Raw genomic sequence first — 19,955 nt, forward strand, 5'->3', positions numbered from 1 at the left:
CTCGGACCGGGAGGTTTGGGCATTTTTTTTTGTTGAAACTCACTGCGTTGTGGGGTTTTTTCCTGCGAAAGAAGCACGAGAATTTTGCCAGCAGTTCGACTCGATTGAGGACATGCAGAGGTGAAAGCGAAACGGGAGGCAAAGCCCTGACTGGTTCGGGGCTTTTTTTCGCCAATAAAAAAGCAGCCTGAGAGACTAATGCCAGCCAATTAAGCCGTAACGCGATGGGTAGCAGCTGGCGCAGCCTGCGTCCGGCTGCGCAGCAGTCGTAAAATCAGACAATGGGTGTTTCAGGAAGACCGCAAATTCAGGTTTTACGACTGCTGCGCAGCCGGACGCAGGCTTCGCCAGCTGCTACAAAAATTGCATTGCGGCGGAAATTGCTTTCAATGGGCGTTGTGCCAGCGAGGGCATGTCATTCCGAGGTTTTTTTCCTTCACAAATGATCAAAACGATCATTTGAATGATTGGTTTGCGCAATTATGGACGATCACCTAAGATCATTTTGACTGGTTCAATCATAAAGTGATCGATCCAGTCAGTTTTTCGAGGTGATAAACGTCTTACCAAACAATTATAAAAGGAGACCCTCGTGGCCCAAATTCCTATCAAGCGCACCATTGAACGCATCCCTGGCGGCATGATGATTGTCCCGCTGCTGATCGGTTCGTTGGTGGCTACATTCCTTCCCGACACACCAAAGTTTTTCGGCTCCTTCACCAATGCGCTGTTCACTGGGGCGTTACCCATCCTCGCGGTGTTCTACGTTTGCATGGGCGCGAGCATCAATATCAAGGCCACGCCGTACTTGCTGAAGAAGGGCGGCACGCTGCTCATCACGAAAGTCGGCATCGCTGTGCTCATCGGCATTGTGCTCGGGCATTTCCTGGGCGAGCAGCCGATTTCGTCTGGGCTCTTTGCCGGTATATCGACGCTTGCAGTGGTCGCCGCGATGAACGACACCAATGGCGGCTTGTACATGGCGCTGATGGGGCAATACGGTCGCTCCGAAGACGTCGGCGCCTACTCGGTTATGTCGCTGGAGTCCGGTCCTTTCCTGACAATGGTCACCCTGGGTATCGCCGGCCTGTCGGCGTTCCCTTGGCCGACCCTGGTGGGTAGCATCCTGCCACTGGCCCTCGGCATGCTGTTGGGCAATCTCGACCGTGACATGCGCGACTTTCTGGCCAAGGCTGTTCCGGTGATGATCCCGTTCTTCGCCCTGGCACTCGGCGCCAGCCTGGACTTGCATAACGTCTGGCAAGCCGGTTTGCTGGGTCTTGGTATGGGCGTTGCGGTGGTCGTGCTGACCGGCATTCCGCTGTTCTTCGCCGATCGTTTGACGGGTGGCACAGGCGTCGCCGGTGTCGCTGCCGCCACCACCGCCGGGAATGCCGCCGCAGTCCCTGCGCTGATCGCAGCAGCCAACCCGGTGTACGCCGAAGCGGCCAAGAGCGCGACCATTCTGGTGGCTGCCTGCGTCGTGGTCACTGCGATCCTCGCGCCGCTGCTCACCGCCGCCGTCGCCAAACGCGTGCAGCAGCGCAACCCGGTCGTCATACCCGAGCCGGGGATCGAACCTCAAAAGCAGGAGGCGTTGCGATGAGGATTCTGATCATCGCAGACGATCTGTCGGGCGCGGCGGATTGCGCCATCGGCTTTGCGAGCGCGGGGATGCAAACGGTCGTCACGCTCGACCCCTTGAATGACAAGGCCGACGCTCAGGTGATCGCCGCCGATACCGACACTCGGCGTCTCTCCCCGGCGCGGGCCGCTGAGCGCACCGTCGCTGCGTTCAAGGCACTGCATCAACCCGGGCAGCGGCTGTACAAGAAAATCGATTCGACGCTGCGCGGCAACTGGGCGGCCGAAGTCGCCGCCCTGCAACCGTTGGCCGGCCTGGCCATCGTCGCCCCGGCGTTTCCCGCCACCGGGCGTACGCTGCGCGGCGGTCGGGTGTTCGTGAACGGCCAGCCGCTGGAAACCACCGATACCTGGAAACTGGAAAACGCCGACCGTCCGGCCGATGTCGAGGCGATGCTCGTTGCCGCCGGCCTGAGCACCGCGAAGCTGGACCTCGATACCTTGCGCGGCAACGAAAAAGCGCTCAAGCGGCACATTGCTGAAATTGCCGGCAATGGCACGCAGGCATTGATCGTCGATGCGCAAACCGAAGACGACCTGCTGACCCTCGCTCGCCTGACCGCGTCGATGGAGCAGCCGTTGTTCTGGATCGGTTCGGGCGGCTTGGCGCGGGAAATCGCCAGTCTTCCTACCAGCCTTTCTGATAGCTCCGAAGTCCGTTTCACGGCCATCGAACCCGATGCCGTCGAAAAAAGTCAGGCGCCGATTCTGATACTCGTCGGCAGCCTCTCCGGCGTCTGCGAGCGACAGTGCGCTTTGCTTAAGGAGCGCGGCGGCGTCAGCGAATTGGTCGTCCCGCCCGAGGTCCTTCGCCAGGGCACAACCCATGGCGATTGGTCGCTCTGGCAATCGCGCATCGGCGAGCAACTCGACGGCTGGAGCGACCTACTGCTGCGCATCGGTCGCGATGAAGCGTTCGATCCCCAAGAGGGCGCACAGCTTTCGACCATGCTGGCCGTGCTGGTTGAACCACACTTCGCCAAGGTTGGCGGCCTGATCGCCACGGGTGGCGAGACGGCGCGGGCCATCTTGACCACCGTCGGCATCGACAGCCTGCAACTGCTGACCGAAATCGAAGCCGGCGTCGCCTTCGCCCGACCAACCGTTTCCCGGCAGGGCCACCGCCCCGGCATCGTTACCAAAGCCGGCGCGTTCGGCACCGACAACGCCTTGTATGCGGCATGGCAACACCTGAGCGACAGCGCCGATCGCTCCCCGCCCCAACGCACACGAATCCAAGGACTCGAATGAACACTATGAGCAACTACCTCCCCATCATCGGCATCACCATGGGCGACGCCACGGGTGTCGGCCCGGAAATCATCGTCAAGAGCCTGACTCACGACATCGTCTACCAACAATGTCGGCCCCTGGTGATCGGCGATGCCCGCCGCCTCGAACAGGCCAACGTCATCGTCGGCGGCAGCGCCAAAGTACGTCGCATCGAGGACGCCTCCCAGGCCTTGTACGAGGCCGGCACCATTGACTGCATCGACCTCGACCTGATCCCCGACGACCTGCCGTTCGGCGAACTGTCGCCGATCGCCGGTGACGCTGCTTACCAATACATCGCCCGCGCGGTGCAACTCGCCGAGGCCAAACAGATCGATGCGATTTGCACCGCGCCGCTGAACAAGGAAGCGCTGCACGCCGGCGGCCACAAGTACCCCGGCCACACCGAAATGCTCGCGCACCTGACCAACGTTGATGAAGTCTCGATGATGCTGGTCGCGCCGCAACTGCGGGTGATTCACGTCACGACCCACATCGGCATCATCGACGCGATCCGCAAGATCGAGCCGGGCCTGGTCCAGCGCACCATCGAACGCGGCAATGACACGTTGATCAAGGCCGGCATCGCCAAGCCACGAATCGGCGTGTGCGGGATCAATCCCCACGCCGGTGAAAACGGCTTGTTCGGCTATGGCGAAGAAGAAGAAAAAATCATCCCAGCGGTGAAGCTGCTGCAGGAACGCGGCCTCGACGTCACCGGCCCGCTGCCCGCCGACACGCTGTTCTTCCGCGCCGGACGCGGCGACTTTGATCTCGTGGTGGCGATGTATCACGACCAAGGCCACGGCCCGGTCAAAGTGCTGGGACTTGAAGCGGGCGTAAACGTGACCGTCGGCCTCGACGTGATCCGTACCTCGGTCGACCACGGCACCGCTTTCGACATCGCCGGCAAGGGCATCGCCGATGAACGCAGCCTGCTCGAAGCGCTGCGCCAGGGCGCTGAGCTTGCCACACGACGGGGATGAGCCGCGCGGGCGCTGTCGTGTAAGATCGACCACCGTCCACACAACGAGACCCGCCATGAAAGCCTCCGACCGCCACCGCGCCATCATCGATCTCGTACGCATTGGCGATGCCAACGTCGAGCAATTGAGCGCGGCGCTCGGGGTCTCGGAAGCGACGGTGCGACGCGACCTGACCATGCTCGCCAAACAGCGGCACCTGGTGCGGACCTATGGCGGCGCCACTTCGGTTGTCGGCGTTCACGAGCCGGAAGCCTCGCTTGAAGAGCGCAAGACGTCGCAGTGGGAGCAAAAAGACGCCATCGCCCAGGCTGCGGCGGCCCACGTTCAGGACGGCGATACCGTGTTGCTTGATGGCGGCACCACCTGTGCCGCGCTGGCCCATCATTTGTGTTCGCGACAAGACGTACATGTGGTGACCAACAACCTGCTCGCCGTGATGACCCTGGCCAATGCGCCGGGTGTTCGGTTGACGTTGATCGGTGGCGATCTGCGCGGTTCGAGCATGAGCACGTTGGGGCCGTTGGCGGAGTTGACGTTGAGTCGGTTGAGTGTCGACAAGGCCTTTCTGGGTGCGGATGGCGTGGTCGCGGAGTTTGGTTTGTGTGAGGCGAGTGCGCAGCAGGCGTATTTGAAGGAATGCATCATTAAGCGGGCTGCGCAGATTGTTGTGCTTGCCGACACCGACAAGCTGGGGCGCGCCCGGCAACAGCACTGGACGCCGATTGAGCGGGAGTGGCGGTTGATTACCGGGGCCACTGCGGATGAGGCGGCACTTGCGCCGTTTTATGCGCTTAAGCAGATCACGGTGGAAACTGTGGACGTCGCTTGATTGCTCACCTCTGTAGCGAGCGAGCTTGCTTGCGTTGGGCTGCGTAGCGGCCCCCAAAATCTGATAAACAACGCCGTTAGTTTGCACTCATACAGTAGCAATCGCCCTCGCGACAAGACTCATGTCGCGAAAATCCAATTTCGGCCAACATGTCGTCCGCGGCGACATGTTCCAAAGACGTGTCGCAAAAAGTGGAAAATTGCGACACGTAACAAAGCGGACTACATCAGAAGTAGCTAAGTCCTACCGCAAAGTCCCACAGCATCTAGCGGTCGCGAGCATGTGAAATAACGATCTGAGGCGTGGCCCCGACATCGTTGGACGGCAATGTAAAAGTAGTGCGAAAGCCGAGTTTATCCAGCATGTCCATCATTGCATCGATCGTAAATTTCTCGATCTTGCCAGTGGTGAGCTCTGAAACGCGTGATTGGGTCACGTTCAACCTGACTGCGGCTTCACTCTGTTTGAGACCCTGAGTTTTGATGCAGTCCGTGATGAATATCGATAACTCCATCTTCAGCGCGATTTTGCTGGCGACTTCTTTTTCGTGCGTGACATTGGAATGGGCTGTCGAAGAATTGAACTGCCATGTACGTCTCCCGTCCTTTGAGTTATCTAAAATTTTCGATAAGCGCAGGCTAGCTGATTGATCCTTTCGGAAGCAAACGTGCTGCGTCTGCGCGACGGAACTCATTACACCAAGTAACTAATGATGTTCCCGCCCCCACCTTTATCCCCTCCAACTAACTCCATACATTGAGCTCCAACGCCGACCCATTCATTCCGAAGGGAAGGTCACTGGAGAGTCCTCATGCCTTTCGTAAGCGTACGCATCACCCGCGATGGCGTTACCTCTGAGCAGAAAGCTCAGGTGATCGCCGAAATCACTGAAACCCTGGAACGCGTCCTGAAGAAGGATCCGCACCTGACCCACATCGTGATCGAAGAAGTCGACACCGATAACTGGGGTTACGCCGGCATCACCACCACCCAGTACCGAAAGCAGCTGGCTGAGGCGGAGGGTCAGTCATGACCGCGACCGTCTCCATCGATTTCATCTCCGACGTGGTGTGCCCGTGGTGTGCATTGGGTGCGACGGCGCTGGAGCAGGCGATTGAGAACGTGGCCGGTGAAGTGTCGGTGGAGCTGACCTACAAGCCCTTCGAGCTGAACCCGGACATGCCGGCAGTCGGCGAAAAAGCGGTCGAGCATTTGATGCGCAAATATGGAAGGACTGCCGAAGACGTCGCCGCCGGCAAAGCGATGCAGATCGAGCGCGGCGCGGCCATCGGTTTCAAGTTCGATTTGGAGAAGCGCACTCACTTCTACAACACGTTTGATGCGCATCGGCTGTTGTTGTGGGCGTTGCAGGAAGGGCGGCAGGTCGCACTGAAGAAAATCCTGCTTCGCGCCTATTTCGCCGACGGCCAGAACCCGAGTAATCGCGAGACGCTGGTTCGTCTGGCGGCTGAAGCGGGACTGGATGCGGCGGCTGCTCAAGAGGTGTTGGCGTCCGGAGCGTTCGCCAAAGAAGTGCGAGAGCTTGAAGCGTTTTACCGCCAGCACGGTATCAACTCGGTTCCGGCCATGGTGCTGAACGGTCGCCACCTGGTGTCCGGTTCGCAGTCGGTCGAGTACTACGAACAGATGTTGAGACAAATGGCCAACGCCCCCGCCGAAGCCTGATTACTTACTTTTCAAACCATCATTTATTAGTAGAGGTTCATCATGAGCAATTCGAAAAAAGTCATCGTAATTACCGGCGCATCCCAAGGCCTCGGCGCAGGCATGGTTAAAGCCTTCCGCGAACTGGATTACAAAGTTGTCGCCACTTCGCGTTCGATCAAACCGTCCACCGACCCGGACATCCTCACCGTGGCAGGTGACATCGGCGACCCGGCGGTCGCCCAGCAAGTGATCCGTGAAGCCATCGCACGTTTCGGCCGCATCGATACCCTGGTCAACAACGCCGGGATCTTCGTGGCCAAGCCGTTCACCGCTTACACCCCTGAAGATTACGCCGCGGTACTGTCGGTGAACCTGAACGGCTTCTTCTACATCACCCAACTCGCGATCACCGAGATGGAGAAACAAGGCAAAGGCCACGTCGTCAACATCACCACCAGCCTGGTGGACCACGCGATTGATGGTGTGCCGTCGGTGCTGGCTTCGCTGACAAAAGGTGGTTTGAACGCGGCAACCAAGTCCCTGGCGATTGAGTACGCCAAGCGCGGGATTCGAGTGAACGCGGTTTCCCCGGGCATCATCAAGACGCCGATGCATGGTGAGGAAACTCATGAGGCGCTGGGGAATCTGCATCCGGTTGGGCATATGGGTGAGATCAGTGACATTGCGCAGGCTGTTGTTTATCTGGATAGCGCGAACTTTGTTACCGGCGAAATCCTGCACGTCGATGGTGGCCAGAGCGCCGGTCACTAAGACCGCTTGTCCAAACCGCAGAAACAACAAAGCCCTCGTATTTTTACGAGGGCTTTGTTTTGGAGTCGAAAATAAATCTGAGAATCATCTGGCCGGCCTCCCCACCTCACGGAGGTGGCGAGTGATCCCATCCGCTACAGACAGGAAAGCTCCACATCTTCTTCGTCGGGGACTTCGTCCGTAACAATCACTCGTGCGTGCGCGCTGTGCTCGTCCTCCATACGCAACCCGAAGTAGCGGTTATCGTTGGCGTCCCAAAATGCCTCTATCTGCGCCATGAGTGCATGTTCAAGCAGCACCTCGGCGCTGTGCTCCAAGATGATCGAGTAACGTCGTTCGGTGTTCATTACAAAGAGGCTCGCAACGGCGGAGAGAAATGGCAGGTTGTGCATAAGCACTGATGCCATTATGCCGCCTCACTGATTTTCGGCCTTAACCGCTCATCGTTTTGGTGAGGTATGTAGATGTGCGGTACCAGAATTGGATGCATCGATTCAGCACGCAAGTGTCTTGGAAAAACAGCCTTTGTCTTGGTCAGTAGAGCGTCGTTGGGTTTGACGGCCTCATCGCGAGCAGGCTCGCTCCCACAGGTTCCACTATGTGGACGAAAAGTGGACGTTCCAGAAACAACAAAGCCCCTGCATCTCTGCAGGGGCTTTGTTTTGTATGGTGCCGGCACCAGGAGTCGAACCCGGGACCTACTGATTACAAGTCAGTTGCTCTACCAACTGAGCTATACCGGCGTGTTAGGGCGACGATTATAGCGATTGGGATGGTTCTGTAAACCCCTGAATTCAGACTATTTTTACTCAGCCTTCAAGTCAGGCTCGAAGCAGGGTTTTCTTGAATTTCTGAAGAGCTTTCCAGGTGCGGCTGTTTTGCATCGCGCGCAGCTGCGCTTCGGCCTGTTCGGCGCGTTGCAGGGCGGCGGCGAGCTGGTGTTCGGCGTCGCTGACGGGGTGGCTGAAGTTGTGGCCTTTGCAGAACTGAAACTCGTCCAGGTTGCAGGGCGGGATGTCGAAGGCGGGTTTGAGATTCAGGTGTTCGTTGGCGAGGTAGTAGGTGTTGATGCCGTCGAACAGGATGGAGTGGTAGCCGGCGTCGGTGACCAGGGTTTCCCAGGCCTGGTCGCGGTTCCATGGGGTTTCGATGAGGATGACCCACGGCCGCCATTGGGTGAAGTCCATGGCGCGCAGGACGGTTTCTTCGTGGCCTTCGACGTCGATTTTCAGAAAGTGAATTTCGCGACCCTGGGCGTGTTCTTCGCAGATGGAGGTCAGGGTACGGGATTTGACGGTTTGGCTGCGCACGTCCATGCCGGCGTCTTTGTGCATTTGCGCCATGGCCGGGTCGAGGGTGGAGAGACCGGTGCCGGCGATGCCATAGAGGGTCAGGTCGTCGGCGCTTTCGCCGGCCACGCATTGCAGGTTGGTGCCTTTGAGGCGTTCCTGGCACAGGGCGTCGTAATAATTGGGCATCGGTTCGACGTTGATGCCGGTCCGGCCACGGTCATAGAGGCTTTAGTCACGGAGTCGTGGGTAGGAATGGTTGGCGCCGACGTCGATGTAGAAGCCGTTTTCAACTGTTTTGAGGGCGCGCCACAGGCGTATGTCTTCAAAATTCTGTGCGTAAGAAATGAACGTCACTGTGGCTTCCTGTCTGTCAGAGATTTCTTGTTCGTGGGCGCACTTTGGCGCTCTTGTCTGCCTGTATAACCAGGGTGGCCGTGACGTGCAATTGTCCGCCGAGTGCGACCGGGTTTCGGCGGTTATGTCCTTTTGGCCGGATGCTTATGCACAACGGGCGTACTCAGAAGTGGCGCTCATGTCTTTTTTGCGGACTCGTTCTCATTTGTGCGCAAATGCCTGTTTTTCTCGGTTTTTTATCATGTGTACGAAAATTGAACAGTCGCGTTTCACCCCTGAAACAGCTGCTTATATTGGATCCATGATAATTTCATCAACAGAGTTATCCACAGGCACTGGCTTTTTATGGACGTTCCGCCAAGAGCAGCAAATTGCGCGGCGTGAGCGGGCTTCCGCAGAAGGTGCCGAGGCGAACGGTGTAACCCTGATCGGCGAGGAAAAGTGCCCGATCGAGTACCAGCCAAAGCTCCAGCGGGCGTCGGAAAAGGCCGCGCAGCAGCTCCAGATTGCGCACTTCGGCGAGTCGCTGCCAGCCAGCGGCCTCGAGTGCGGGCCAATCTTGCGCGCCGATTGTGGATAACTCTTTCAGTGCGGCCAAATGATGGCAGTAGTCGGCGAAGGATTTTTCCAGCCAGGCACTCGGCAGGGAAGGGGTTGGCAGGTAGTCATCAACGCCGCGCAGTTGTCGTTGCAGCAGGTCGAAACCCAAGCGCCGGGCCATCGAGGTGTCTCGCTGACGTCGGACGCGAGCACCGGCGGTGACAGTTTCGCTCATCGGCAACGAGAGATCGTCGAGGGACAGTTGTAGGCCGGATCGCATACCGACCGAGGAAAGTGGCTGATACGCAGGGAGAAGGGTCCGGTTATAGCAGCACGGTGCAATGGCCAGTTGTTTACAGCCTGCCGCACTGGCGAGCTGCATCAACCGCACATGCAGATCACCGCAGGCGTGCAGTGCTACTGGCGTGTGGTCAGCAGTCAATAACGTAGCAGCGCTCGAGGCGAGCACATCCTGCTCGACATGCAACGCGTGCATTTGATGACGCTGGCTGAGTGCCTGGCCGCTGGAAACCAGCGCCGGGTCGTATTCCAGGCACGTCAGTTGTTGTCCGTGGTGTAGCAAACCCCGACCCAAGTGGCCCTTGCCCGAACACCAATCCAGCCAATGCCTGGGAGGCGAGGCAAACGCCAAGCGACTGGCGAACGCTTCAATCTGCTGCCACTTGCGCCCCGGCACGTCGACGTTCAATCGATGCCCGGCCGCTTCCAGCGAATGTGCAGGCAACTCGCCCACCGAACTCAACTCAAGGGACAGCGCCGCCAATGAAGCAAACGGCTCCGGCGCGTCCAGCAAACCCGGTTGGTTATGACTGCTTTCCGCCTCCTCAAGCGAACGCCCGCGTAGCCATAATGCCAATTCCGGGTAGGACGCTTCCCAAGGAAGCTGCAGATGGGTAAACGGACGAGGTTTCCATAACGCCTGATGCTCAGTCACAAAAGCATCCAGCGCCGTGAAACGGGCGAGCAAGGCGTCGCCCGTCAACACGAAGGAATCAACGCCCTTGGCAGGCATCGACGCGCAACCAGCGCTCCAGAAGCTTGAAGCCGCGAACCAGCACGTAAGCCATCAGCAGGTAGAACATGCCCGCGGCGAAGAAGATCTCCACCGGCAAGTAGGTCCGGGCAATGATGGTGCGGGCCATGCCGGTCAGTTCCAGCAGGGTCACGGTGCTGGCCAGTGCGCTGGCCTTGAGCATCAGGATCACTTCGTTGCTGTACGCCGGCAGGCCGATACGCGCAGCACGAGGCAGGATGATGTAGAACAGCGCTTTGGGTTTGGACATGCCCAACGCGCGCGCCGCCTCGATCTCGCCCGGTGGAATCGCCTGAATCGCGCCGCGCAGGATCTCGGCGATGTAGGCCGCCGTGTGCAGGGTCATGGTTGCCGTGGCGCACCAGAACGGATCGCGCAAGTACGGCCACATCGAGCTGTTACGGATCGCGTCGAACTGCGCCAAACCGTAATAGACCAGGAACAGCTGAACCAGCAACGGCGTGCCACGGAAAAAGAAGATGTAACCGTAGGGGAATGCCCGCACGTACCAGAGGCGCGACGAGCGAGCGATGCCCAGTGGAATCGCCAGCAGCAAACCCGCGATCACGGCGATGGCCACCAGTTCCAGGGTCAGTGTTGCGCCCTGAGCCAGTTTCGGCAGCCACTTGATGATGACTTCCCAGTTCATTGCGTGCTCCTCGCGAAGCCGCGAGCGGCGCGTTTTTCCATAAAGTACATGCCGGTCATGGCGAGAATCGTCAGGCCCAGGTACATGAACGCGGCCACCATATAGAAGGTGAACGGCTGTTTGGACACGGTCACGCCGATCTGTGCGTGACGCATGATTTCTTCCAGGCCGATGACCGACACCAGCGCGGTGTCCTTCATCAGGATCATGAACAGGTTGCCCAGGCCGGGCAGGGCGATGCGCCACATCTGCGGCATGATCAACCGGGTGAAGATGCGAAACTTCGACAGGCCCAAAGCCACGCCGGCTTCACGGTGACCTTTGGGAATCGCCAGAATCGCACCACGAAACACTTCCGTGGCGTAGGCGCCGAAGCACAGCCCCAGCGCGATCACGCCTGCGGCGAAGGCATTCAGTTCTAGGTCGGGATTGCCGAAGAACTCGCCCAGGGCACGCATCAGGTTGACCGTGCCGAAGTAGATCAACAGCACCCAGAGCAATTCCGGGATGCCGCGAACCAGCGTCGAATAAGTGCCGCCAAGCCATTGCAACGGCTTGTACGGGGAAGTCTTGGCCAAGGCGCCGAGCAGACCGAGCACCAGCCCCAGGCACAAGGCCGAGAGTGCCAGTTTCACAGTCATCAGCGCGCCAGCGGCGAGCGCCGGGCCGAATCCGTAGAGATCGATAGTCATGGATTTCTTTTCATTTTGCAGCAGGCAATGCCAGGGATTGGCGCCGTTAGAGAACGGCGCCAATCAGGCAAGTCAGAATCAATAGATGCTGAACGGGAAGTACTTGTCGTTGATCTTCTTGTAAGTGCCGTCCTCGACGATTTCTTTCAAGGCAAGGTTCAGCTTCGCGCGCAGGGTGTCGCCTTTACGTACAGCGATACCGATCTTGTCGCTTTCTTCCACCGGGTCGCCCTTGAATTCATACGAACGACCGGCGTCGCTTTTCAGCCACTCGTAGTTGACGTACTTGTCCGCCAGGATGCCGTCCAGACGACCGGAGGTCAGGTCCAGATAAGCGTTTTCCTGGGTGTCGTAGAGTTTGAGTTCAACGCCTTCCATGTTGTCTTCCATCCAGGTGCCGGCGAGGGTCGCACGTTGTGCGCCGATCACTTTGCCTTGCAGGGAAGCCTTGTCGGTTTTGAAGTCGACGTCTTTCTTGGCGATGAATTGCAGTTTGTTGGAGTAGTACGGGTCGGTGAAGTCCACCGCTTGCTTGCGCTCGTCGGTGATCGACATCGAGGAGATCAGGAAGTCGAACTTCTTGGCGTTCAGGGCCGGAATGATGCCGTCCCAGTCGGATGTGACCACGGTGCAGTCGACTTTCATCTTGGCGCACAGGGCGTCGCCGATTTCCTTGTCGAAGCCGACGACATTGCCACTGGCATCTTTGTTGTTGAACGGCGGGTAGGCCGCTTCGATGCCCATCTTCAGGGTTTCGGCCATGGCACTGGCGCTGAAGGCCAATGTGACGGCGGCTGCCAGGAAGACCTTTTTGTAGTTCTGCATGCGGGTAGCTCCGTTAGCGGTTGCTGGACATGAATTGTTTGCAGCGCGCCGAAAGCGGGTTGTCGAACACCTGCTGTGGCGATCCTTGCTCTTCTACCAGGCCCTGGTGGAGGAACACCACTTCGCTGGACACCTGACGGGCAAAACCCATTTCATGGGTGACCAGCAGCATGGTGCGGCCTTCTTCGGCCAGTGCGCGGATGACATTAAGTACTTCCTGGACCATTTCCGGGTCAAGGGCGGAGGTGGGTTCGTCGAACAGAATCACCTTGGGCTGCATCGCCAATGTACGGGCGATGGCTGCGCGTTGTTGCTGGCCGCCGGACAGTTGCGCCGGATAGGCGTGGCGTTTGTCAGCGATGCCGACCTTGGCCAGCAAGGCTTCGGCGACTTCGATGGCTTCGGCTTTGCTTTGACCCAGCACCCGGCGCGGGGCCTCGATGATGTTGTCGAGCACGCTCATGTGCGGCCAGAGATTAAAGTTTTGAAACACAAAACCAATCTCGCTGCGCAGGCGGTTGATCTGCTTGCCGTCGGCAGCGACCAGTTCGCCGTTCTTGGCGGCTTTGAGTTTGAGTTCTTCGCCGGCCACCAGGATCTGGCCCTGGTGCGGGTTTTCCAGCAGGTTGATGCAGCGAAGGAACGTGGACTTGCCGGAACCGGAAGAACCCAGGATCGAGATCACGTCGCCGTCGCGGGCGGTCAGCGAGATGCCTTTAAGCACCTCAAGCTGTCCGTAGCGTTTGTGCAAGTTGCGGATTTCAAGCGCGGGCGTGGCCTCAGCCATGTGCGTTCCTCATAGTGTTTCGCTCCTGCTGTTGGTTGGCCTTCCTGGCGAGGCGGCCAAGCTAGCATAGCGTTCGAATGGCAGCCAACAGCGCTACGGGCGGTAAACGGGTGGCATGTGGCAGGTTGTCGCATCGGTACAGCAGACTGTCGCGCTGCTATCAACCGAACAGCCGTTTGAACCAGCTGCCCCGCGGGTGTCGCGTAAAAAAGGGCGCGATGTTGCCAGCTTTGACGGGGTGTTGGAAGCGCTAACCGGCCAAACGTTCCTGATCTGCACTTTTATTGTGCATCGGCTCATTTATGGGTGTGTTTCCGGTGCGCTTTTTCGTTCCTCAAGTGGGTCGCAGGGTAACGCTCTGGCGAATTGCCATTAATCTCAATGACTTGCGATGACTGTCCGGTCACGCCACAGGCCCCGTGCCTGAGGAGTTTGAAACATTTTGGCGCAATTATTGCGTGCAGAATCCGGAACGCCCTGTTGGTTTTTTTTTACGAGAAGGAACGCCAGACGGGATGGATGCAAATCGCTTTCCCTTACAAAGGTAGTTTCAATGAGCAGTACCCCAAGCTCCAATGGCCTCGAACAGGGGCTCAAACCGCGTCATGTGACCATGTTGTCGATCGCCGGGGTTATCGGCGCCGGTCTGTTCGTCGGCTCCGGCCACGCCATCGCCGCCGCAGGCCCGGCTGTTCTGTTGGCTTACGCCGCGGCCGGTGCTCTGGTGGTGCTGGTCATGCGCATGCTTGGCGAGATGGCCGTCGCGTCGCCAGACACAGGCTCCTTCTCGACGTACGCCGATCGCGCGATCGGTCACTGGGCCGGTTTCACCATCGGCTGGTTGTACTGGTGGTTCTGGGTATTGGTAATCCCGCTGGAGGCCAACGCCGCCGCGACCATCCTGCACGCCTGGTTTCCCAACGTGGCCATCTGGGCTTTCACCCTGGTCATCACTTTGCTGCTGACAGTGACCAACCTGTTCAGCGTGAAGAACTACGGTGAGTTCGAGTTCTGGTTCGCCCTGGTCAAAGTCATCGCGATCATTGGTTTCATCGGCCTTGGCATCATGGCGATCTTCGGCTTCCTGCCGAACAGTCAGGTCAGCGGCGTGTCGCATCTGTTCGACACCCAGGGCTTCCTGCCAAACGGCATGGGCGCGGTACTGGGCGCCATTTTGACTACCATGTTTTCCTTCATGGGCACCGAGATCGTGACCATCGCGGCCGCCGAATCGAAGAACCCTGGCCAGCAAATTTCCAAGGCCACCAACTCGGTGATCTGGCGGATTGGCTTGTTCTACCTCGTGTCGATCTTCATCGTTGTCGCCCTGGTGCCATGGAATGACCCGGTTCTGGCCGCTGTCGGCTCCTACCAGACCGTGCTTGAGCGCATGGGCATCCCGAATGCCAAGCTGATCGTCGACATCGTGGTGTTGGTTGCTGTGACCAGCTGCCTGAACTCGGCGCTGTATACCGCATCGCGCATGATGTTCTCCCTGGGCAAACGCGGTGATGCACCGGCCGTTTCCCAGCGCACCAACAAAAGCGGCACGCCGTACTGGGCCGTCATGTTGTCCACCGGCGCGGCATTCCTCGCAGTGTTCGCCAACTACGTGGCCCCGGCTGCGGTATTCGAATTCCTGCTGGCCAGCTCCGGCGCCATCGCGCTCCTGGTGTACCTGGTGATCGCGATTTCGCAACTGCGTATGCGCAAACAGCGTATGGCACGCGGTGAAAAAATTGCCTTCAGCATGTGGCTCTTCCCGGGCCTGACCTACGCGGTGATCATCTTCATTGTCGCGGCACTGACCATCATGCTGTTCCAGGATGCCCATCGCGTGGAAATCCTCGCGACCGGTCTGCTGAGCTTGTTGGTCGTCGCTGCGGGCTTGTTTGTGGCGCGCCGTCGTCGCAACGAGAAGTTGATTGCAGCGGTGGCGCGCTGAGTGTTTTGACTCAAGCCAAACGCTGCTGAAACACAGAAACGACCGCTATCAGAAATGATCGCGGTCGTTTTTGCTTTCATTCAGACGAGTGATCGAGCGTCTCTATCTGATAGACACGATGATGGCGAGATAGTAGCCTTCTCGTCGAATGTGTATCTCGCTGTTGCGGGATGCGATGGAGTTTCAGGACACGGATTGTTCGACGCCCCCAGCCTTCCTGGCTAAAGCCCCCCGACCCTTTCTTGCCTGTTCCCTCATCTGACGTCAGTCACGGATGCGTTTGCGTGTGCTTGCCGTTTAAAAGAGCTGCATGGAGATAGCCCGGCCATTCAGCCAACCCATTGGGGCATCAAGGAGACAGGCATGGCGTTTACATCGGTTGTGTTCAAAAACCCTAACACCGGTGCCATGAAAGAAGCGCCAATCGGCTTCTCGTGGACCGTGTTTTTCTTTGGCTTTTTCCCAGCCTTGTTCCGTGGCGATTTCAAGTGGGCTGCGATCATGTTCGTCGTGGCCTGCTTCACGTTCAGCCTGAGCAACCTGGTATTCATGTTCATCTACAACAAGCTGTACGTGCAGGACCTGATCGCTGCGGGTTACAAGGCTCAATCCATCGCCAAAGGCGATCTGAGCTATGCCAGCGCCAAGATCGGTATTGATATTCCGCGTCTGGAAGCTGTTGCTGCCTGATTGTTGTTTTTCAGGCTTGCAAAAAACGGCCGCTGTCAGTGATGACAAGCGGCCGTTTTTGCTTTCAAGGGCAAGTGTTTATTCGCTCTTTTCTTCCTGCGCATCCAACGACTGACGATAGCTGTCCAGCGCATCGCCAAAATCAGTGATGAACTGCGGGTCGGTCAGCCAGGCCTGTGCGGCATCGCGGTCCATGCCGTCGGCCCACATGCGGTAGTCGATCAGCATGTCGGCGGCCAGGTGGGTGGCGGCCATGGCTTCGTTGTCGGCGTTTTCCATGTCCAGCAGTTCTGGATGGTCGCTGATGATCCCGGCGAGGTCCGACAGCAGGGCCAGCAGCATGTCGTTGCGGCTGATGGCTTCGGCGTCGCGCATTTTGCTGAACATCGCCAGGGTGTATTCCGGGATCGGCTCGCCGATTTCACCCAGGTCATCGTCCAGCGCAGCGGGTTTTCGGCCGTGGATGTTGATTTGCTTGGCTTTGATCTTGGCGCGTTTGGCGCGTTTTTGCTGCTTGTTCAGGGATGCCATTAAATTCAGTTCGCTTTCTGTTGAGTTTGAGCCGCAATGACGTCGGACGCCGCTACGTAGTCAGCCTGGAAGGCTGGTGATTCGATCCATGCCAGGGCGCCGGCTTCATCGACTTCGGTGGACCATTGGCGATATTCGATCAGCGCCGCGAGGATGAAATCCATCGCGCCTTCTTCGCCTTCCTGCTCGTACACCAGTTCCAGCAGCGGGTCTTCGAGGAAGGCCACGCACATCGCTTGCTGGCTGGTTTTTTCGGCGTCGATCATTTTCTTGAACAGTTCGGTCAAGTCCACCGATTCGAAGTCGATGCGATCGTCGTTCGGGTCCAACTCGACCGGCGCTGCGGCCCGCTGGGTGCGGTTCTGCTTGGCCTGGCTTTGGCGCGGGTGGCGCGTTTGTTCTGCTTGTTGGCGGATGCCATGGGTGTCGTTCCGTAATTCGATGAGAGGGGCGGGTCGATCAGTTGCGTGGCACTCGCCGCCCGGGTGTATCGGGGGCCAGTTCGCCGGTCTGCAACCAGGACAATGCAATGGGCCATAGTGTGGCTTGGTATGCGCTGCGAAAAAAGGCGAAATGTCCGACTTCTTCTTCGCCGATGTCTTCGGGGGCGATTCGCAGATGGGTGTTTGCGCTGCCAGTAAAGTAGCCGAGCAGGCGTTCAATGGCCGCAATCGTACCGTAAGGATCGTCACTGATGCTGATGGCCAACGTTTTTGCGCTGACGGATGCAAAGGGAAGCTGGCCGGTGTTTGCGTGCATGACGCGACCGCTGGGCCGCGTTTCGTAGCGCGCAGTGGGCGTGCTCCAGTCGCGAACCACGCCGGCGGGCGTGTCCTCCAGCCAACCGAGGCGTTTGCCCGGAAAGTAGCCGCACAGTAGGGTCATCAATGGCATCACCACATGCCACTTGCCGAACATCCGCCAGCGATGGGCGGGCGCATAGTCGCGCCAGTAAGCGAATTGCGCGCCGACCGTCACCAAGTGCCGAATCAAATGCCCGGACGCTCCAAGGCCCGCTGCACAGCCTCCAAAGCTGTGGCCGACAACGTCGATGGGTTGGCCGGGGAATTCGCGCTGTGCGCGCTTGAGCATCGCCTCGAAGTCCAGCGCGCCCCAATCGGACCATGACGCCTCTAACCCTTTCATCGACGGTGGCCGCGACTCGCCGATGCCGCGGTAGTCATAGGTGATGACATCGAAATCGTTGGCGAACAGGTAGTCGGCGAAGCGCGAATAGTGCCGGCAACGAACCGAGGTGGCGGCGTTGATGATGACGACCGGGCGCGCACTGTCCTGAGAGGCGTGCCGCCAAGTGAAGCCGCCGAGGATGAAGCCGTCTGCGGCGGGCTCCTTGAACGGTTCGCCAGCAATGTCGGTGCCCAGCGACAATTCGATTTGGGTCGGTGCCAGTGAAGGCATGTCCTGCAAATTCATCGGCTTTGGACCTTTGCGGGTAGTTGCCAACGATAGTCCTCGCACCGCTTGTGAACAATGCGCGCGTCGTTTTTACAACGTCCGATTGTGCTGTCGTTCCTCAAGCACAGCGCGTTCCCGATCCAGCTCCGCACGAAGTTCCTCTTCGCTCGGCAATACCAGCTTGTACTTACTGGCGAACAGTTGCTCGTTGCCCTCCAGCACTGAATAGCGCACCACCGATTCATCTTTCTGCGCGCAGAGAATGATGCCGACGGTGGGGCCGTCCTCCGCTTTGCGTTTGAGGTCGTCGTACATCCGCACGTACATGTCCATCTGGCCGACATCCTGGTGGGTCAGTTCGCCGCGCTTTAGATCGAAGATAACGAAGCATTTGAGCAGGTAGTTGTAGAACACCAGGTCGATGTAGAAGTCTTTGCTGTCGGTGCTGATGCGTTGTTGGCGGGCGATGAAGGCAAAGCCTTTGCCCAGTTCAAGCAGGAAGGCTTGAAGCTGCTGGATCAGTGCTTGTTCGAGATCGGTTTCCTGGGTCAGGCCCGCGTCGGGCAGGCCCAGAAACTCCAGCATCACCGGATCCCTGATGAAGTCCCGAGGGTGCGCGTTCATTTTCTGGATGTTGGTTGCGGCTTCCTGTTTGACGGCGGGGCGGTCGCGGCTGGCTAACAAGCGTTCGTAGTACAGGGTGTTGATCTGGCGTTCCAGTGCTCGGCTTGACCAGTTCTGGATAGCTGATTCATTCATATACCAATGGCGAGCGTGGTCGTTATCGACTCGCAGCAATCGGCGATAGTGGGTCCAGCTCAATTCGGAACGCACTGCGTCCCAAATTGAAAAGGTCTGATAAAAATCCCGCATATATCGCAGGTTGCGTTCATCAAAACCTTTTCCAAACTGGTTAGTGAGAACTTTGGCGAGTGTCGGCAACAAGCGCTTGCCGTAGGCCGCCCGCCGGGCTCCCTCCTGCTCAAACTCGACAATATGCCTTCCAATCTGCCAGCAGGTTTGCACCTGAACGGTATCGACTGCTCGCAGCACCTTGTGGCGTGCTTGACGTATCAATTCCCCAAGGTTGCCCACTAGGGAGGCGAGTTGTGGGTCTTGAGTGTTTTCGGTTTTGACGATGCTCATGAGTCTTCCGCAGCTGGAGGAACAGGCGAAAGAGGATGGCAAGAGAGGGCAGGGTGGCGATGCAGGGCGCGGCTGGGAAAACCGCAGGAAATGCCGGATTCGTTTTGCAGGATCGTGCCAACGGCGGCCAGGACTTGATGAATACAAGGCGTAGTCCATTTCGCAGTGGGCTCAAGGTCGAATCAATCTAAAACTTGGCCATCCTCCGGGAAATCAAAAGTGAAGGACCAGGAGGGCACTGTGGAGCCCAGGAGTCGCCATCATGAAGTACGTCCATTCACTCATGTTGCCCATCGTCGCCGTCGGCGTATTGATGTTTCCAGCCACGTCGTGGGCCGCCAACCTTGAGCCCATAGACAGCTCAGGCGTGCAGGTCCAGAGACAAGAGCAAAACGGCATCGCCTATGTGTCGGGCGGTATTGGCGAGGATGAGTCGAAGGCCATCCAGCAAGCCACGGGATACAACCTGCACATGACCTTCTCGGTCGGACCGGAGAATAAATACGTTCCCGACGTGGACGTCGTCATTCAGAAAGCGACGGGGCAAACCGTGCTGACGCTGAGTCAGGCGGGCCCGCTGGTTTACGTGCAGTTGCCGCCCGGCAAGTACACCGTCGTCGCGACCCGCAATGGTGAGGCGCGACAGGACGCAGCGGATGTGGGAAGCGACACCGCACGCAATCTGGTCTTTCACTGGAACGGTGACGAATAGTCGTCCCATCAAATCCCAGGCATAAAAAAACCCTGAATCTTGCGATTCAGGGTTTTCGGTATTTGGTGCCCAGAGACGGAATCGAACCGCCGACACGGGGATTTTCAATCCCCTGCTCTACCGACTGAGCTATCTGGGCAACGGGGCGCATT

General features: G+C 58.4%; 19 protein-coding genes, 2 tRNA genes and 3 pseudogenes. 10 read left to right on the top strand and 14 right to left on the bottom strand.

Annotation, left to right across the window (positions count from 1 at the left end; genetic code table 11):
* The first annotated feature begins 592 nt into the window (after nt 1–592).
* The 4 genes from ACA070_RS01375 to ACA070_RS01390 are packed head-to-tail and all read left to right on the top strand — an operon-like array spanning nt 593 to nt 4,731.
* Entirely contained in the window at nt 593–1,606 is a 1,014-nt protein-coding gene (locus ACA070_RS01375) for a 2-keto-3-deoxygluconate permease (RefSeq protein ID WP_077747522.1), read from the top strand.
* Nucleotides 1,603–2,895 carry a four-carbon acid sugar kinase family protein gene (locus ACA070_RS01380; protein ID WP_497449756.1) on the top strand — a complete coding sequence of 431 codons (1,293 nt, stop codon included), beginning with the start codon at nt 1,603–1,605 and terminating at the stop codon, nt 2,893–2,895. The genes ACA070_RS01375 and ACA070_RS01380 overlap by 4 nt, the downstream gene beginning before the upstream one ends.
* Before the next feature lie 5 nt (nt 2,896–2,900).
* Nucleotides 2,901–3,902 carry a 4-hydroxythreonine-4-phosphate dehydrogenase PdxA gene (gene pdxA / locus ACA070_RS01385; protein WP_497451894.1) on the top strand — a complete coding sequence of 334 codons (1,002 nt, stop codon included), beginning with the start codon at nt 2,901–2,903 and terminating at the stop codon, nt 3,900–3,902.
* 55 nt (nt 3,903–3,957) lie between these two features.
* Nucleotides 3,958–4,731 (top strand): DeoR/GlpR family DNA-binding transcription regulator, encoded by a 774-nt coding sequence (locus tag ACA070_RS01390; RefSeq protein WP_497449757.1) that lies wholly within the window; start codon nt 3,958–3,960, stop codon nt 4,729–4,731.
* Nucleotides 4,732–4,996: 265 nt separating this feature from the next.
* Here ACA070_RS01390 and ACA070_RS01395 read toward each other — a convergent pair.
* A pseudogene (locus ACA070_RS01395) lies at nt 4,997–5,321 on the bottom strand (helix-turn-helix domain-containing protein).
* Nucleotides 5,322–5,542: 221 nt separating this feature from the next.
* Between ACA070_RS01395 and ACA070_RS01400 the strand changes: the two are divergent.
* From ACA070_RS01400 to ACA070_RS01410, 3 genes are read left to right on the top strand one after another with little or no spacing between them, the layout of a single operon-like run.
* Nucleotides 5,543–5,764, top strand: coding sequence for a tautomerase family protein (locus ACA070_RS01400; protein ID WP_056745525.1), 222 nt, complete (start codon nt 5,543–5,545; stop codon nt 5,762–5,764).
* Nucleotides 5,761–6,417, top strand: a complete 657-nt coding sequence (locus tag ACA070_RS01405; RefSeq protein ID WP_497449758.1) for a DsbA family oxidoreductase — start codon at nt 5,761–5,763, stop codon at nt 6,415–6,417. Before ACA070_RS01400 ends, ACA070_RS01405 begins: the two co-directional genes overlap by 4 nt.
* Nucleotides 6,418–6,459: 42 nt before the next feature.
* Nucleotides 6,460–7,170, top strand: a complete 711-nt coding sequence (locus ACA070_RS01410) for an SDR family NAD(P)-dependent oxidoreductase (protein ID WP_497449759.1) — start codon at nt 6,460–6,462, stop codon at nt 7,168–7,170.
* Between the two features lie 134 nt (nt 7,171–7,304).
* On the opposite strand, the gene ACA070_RS01415 is transcribed toward ACA070_RS01410, so the two are convergent.
* From ACA070_RS01415 to ACA070_RS01450, 8 genes and pseudogenes are all read right to left on the bottom strand, one after another.
* Nucleotides 7,305–7,517 (bottom strand): hypothetical protein, encoded by a 213-nt coding sequence (locus ACA070_RS01415; RefSeq protein ID WP_497451895.1) that lies wholly within the window; start codon nt 7,515–7,517, stop codon nt 7,305–7,307.
* A 320-nt stretch (nt 7,518–7,837) separates the two neighbouring features.
* Nucleotides 7,838–7,913, bottom strand: a tRNA-Thr gene (locus tag ACA070_RS01420).
* A gap of 78 nt (nt 7,914–7,991) precedes the next feature.
* Nucleotides 7,992–8,816 (bottom strand): annotated as a pseudogene (locus tag ACA070_RS01425) (FkbM family methyltransferase).
* A gap of 343 nt (nt 8,817–9,159) precedes the next feature.
* A complete protein-coding gene (locus ACA070_RS01430; RefSeq protein ID WP_497449760.1) occupies nt 9,160–10,389 on the bottom strand; it encodes a methyltransferase in 1,230 nt (409 codons plus the stop codon).
* The gene (locus ACA070_RS01435; RefSeq protein ID WP_461956719.1) at nt 10,370–11,059 is read right to left on the bottom strand and encodes an ABC transporter permease; all 690 of its coding nucleotides are present in this window, start codon (nt 11,057–11,059) and stop codon (nt 10,370–10,372) included. The genes ACA070_RS01430 and ACA070_RS01435 overlap by 20 nt, the downstream gene beginning before the upstream one ends.
* Complete coding sequence (locus tag ACA070_RS01440) at nt 11,056–11,751, bottom strand: ABC transporter permease (protein WP_010464638.1); 696 nt, start codon at nt 11,749–11,751, stop codon at nt 11,056–11,058. The genes ACA070_RS01435 and ACA070_RS01440 overlap by 4 nt, the downstream gene beginning before the upstream one ends.
* Before the next feature lie 78 nt (nt 11,752–11,829).
* Nucleotides 11,830–12,576: an ABC transporter substrate-binding protein gene (locus ACA070_RS01445; protein WP_497449761.1), complete on the bottom strand. Its 747-nt coding sequence runs from the start codon at nt 12,574–12,576 to the stop codon at nt 11,830–11,832.
* 13 nt (nt 12,577–12,589) lie between these two features.
* Nucleotides 12,590–13,363: an ABC transporter ATP-binding protein gene (locus tag ACA070_RS01450; RefSeq protein ID WP_027922189.1), complete on the bottom strand. Its 774-nt coding sequence runs from the start codon at nt 13,361–13,363 to the stop codon at nt 12,590–12,592.
* A 553-nt stretch (nt 13,364–13,916) separates the two neighbouring features.
* Between ACA070_RS01450 and gabP the strand changes: the two genes are divergently transcribed.
* Complete coding sequence (gabP, locus tag ACA070_RS01455) at nt 13,917–15,308, top strand: GABA permease (protein ID WP_497449762.1); 1,392 nt, start codon at nt 13,917–13,919, stop codon at nt 15,306–15,308.
* A 363-nt stretch (nt 15,309–15,671) separates the two neighbouring features.
* Nucleotides 15,672–15,998, top strand: coding sequence for a hypothetical protein (locus ACA070_RS01460; RefSeq protein ID WP_497449763.1), 327 nt, complete (start codon nt 15,672–15,674; stop codon nt 15,996–15,998).
* Nucleotides 15,999–16,076: 78 nt separating this feature from the next.
* Here ACA070_RS01460 and ACA070_RS01465 read toward each other — a convergent pair whose 3' ends face one another.
* From ACA070_RS01465 to ACA070_RS01480, 4 genes and pseudogenes are all read right to left on the bottom strand, one after another.
* A complete protein-coding gene (locus ACA070_RS01465; RefSeq protein ID WP_461978579.1) occupies nt 16,077–16,529 on the bottom strand; it encodes a hypothetical protein in 453 nt (150 codons plus the stop codon).
* A gap of 5 nt (nt 16,530–16,534) precedes the next feature.
* Nucleotides 16,535–16,950, bottom strand: a pseudogene (locus tag ACA070_RS01470) (hypothetical protein).
* Nucleotides 16,951–16,988: 38 nt separating this feature from the next.
* Nucleotides 16,989–17,963: an alpha/beta hydrolase family protein gene (locus tag ACA070_RS01475; RefSeq protein WP_497449764.1), complete on the bottom strand. Its 975-nt coding sequence runs from the start codon at nt 17,961–17,963 to the stop codon at nt 16,989–16,991.
* A gap of 72 nt (nt 17,964–18,035) precedes the next feature.
* The gene (locus ACA070_RS01480; protein ID WP_497451896.1) at nt 18,036–19,091 is read right to left on the bottom strand and encodes a PDDEXK nuclease domain-containing protein; all 1,056 of its coding nucleotides are present in this window, start codon (nt 19,089–19,091) and stop codon (nt 18,036–18,038) included.
* 262 nt (nt 19,092–19,353) lie between these two features.
* Here ACA070_RS01480 and ACA070_RS01485 point away from each other — a divergent pair, with 262 nt between their 5' ends.
* Nucleotides 19,354–19,803 carry a carboxypeptidase regulatory-like domain-containing protein gene (locus ACA070_RS01485; protein WP_497449765.1) on the top strand — a complete coding sequence of 150 codons (450 nt, stop codon included), beginning with the start codon at nt 19,354–19,356 and terminating at the stop codon, nt 19,801–19,803.
* A gap of 63 nt (nt 19,804–19,866) precedes the next feature.
* On the opposite strand, the gene ACA070_RS01490 is transcribed toward ACA070_RS01485, so the two are convergent.
* Nucleotides 19,867–19,942 (bottom strand) — tRNA-Phe (locus ACA070_RS01490).
* Nucleotides 19,943–19,955: the final 13 nt, after the last annotated feature.

The sequence above is a fragment of the Pseudomonas sp. LBUM1678 genome (genome assembly GCF_059695575.1).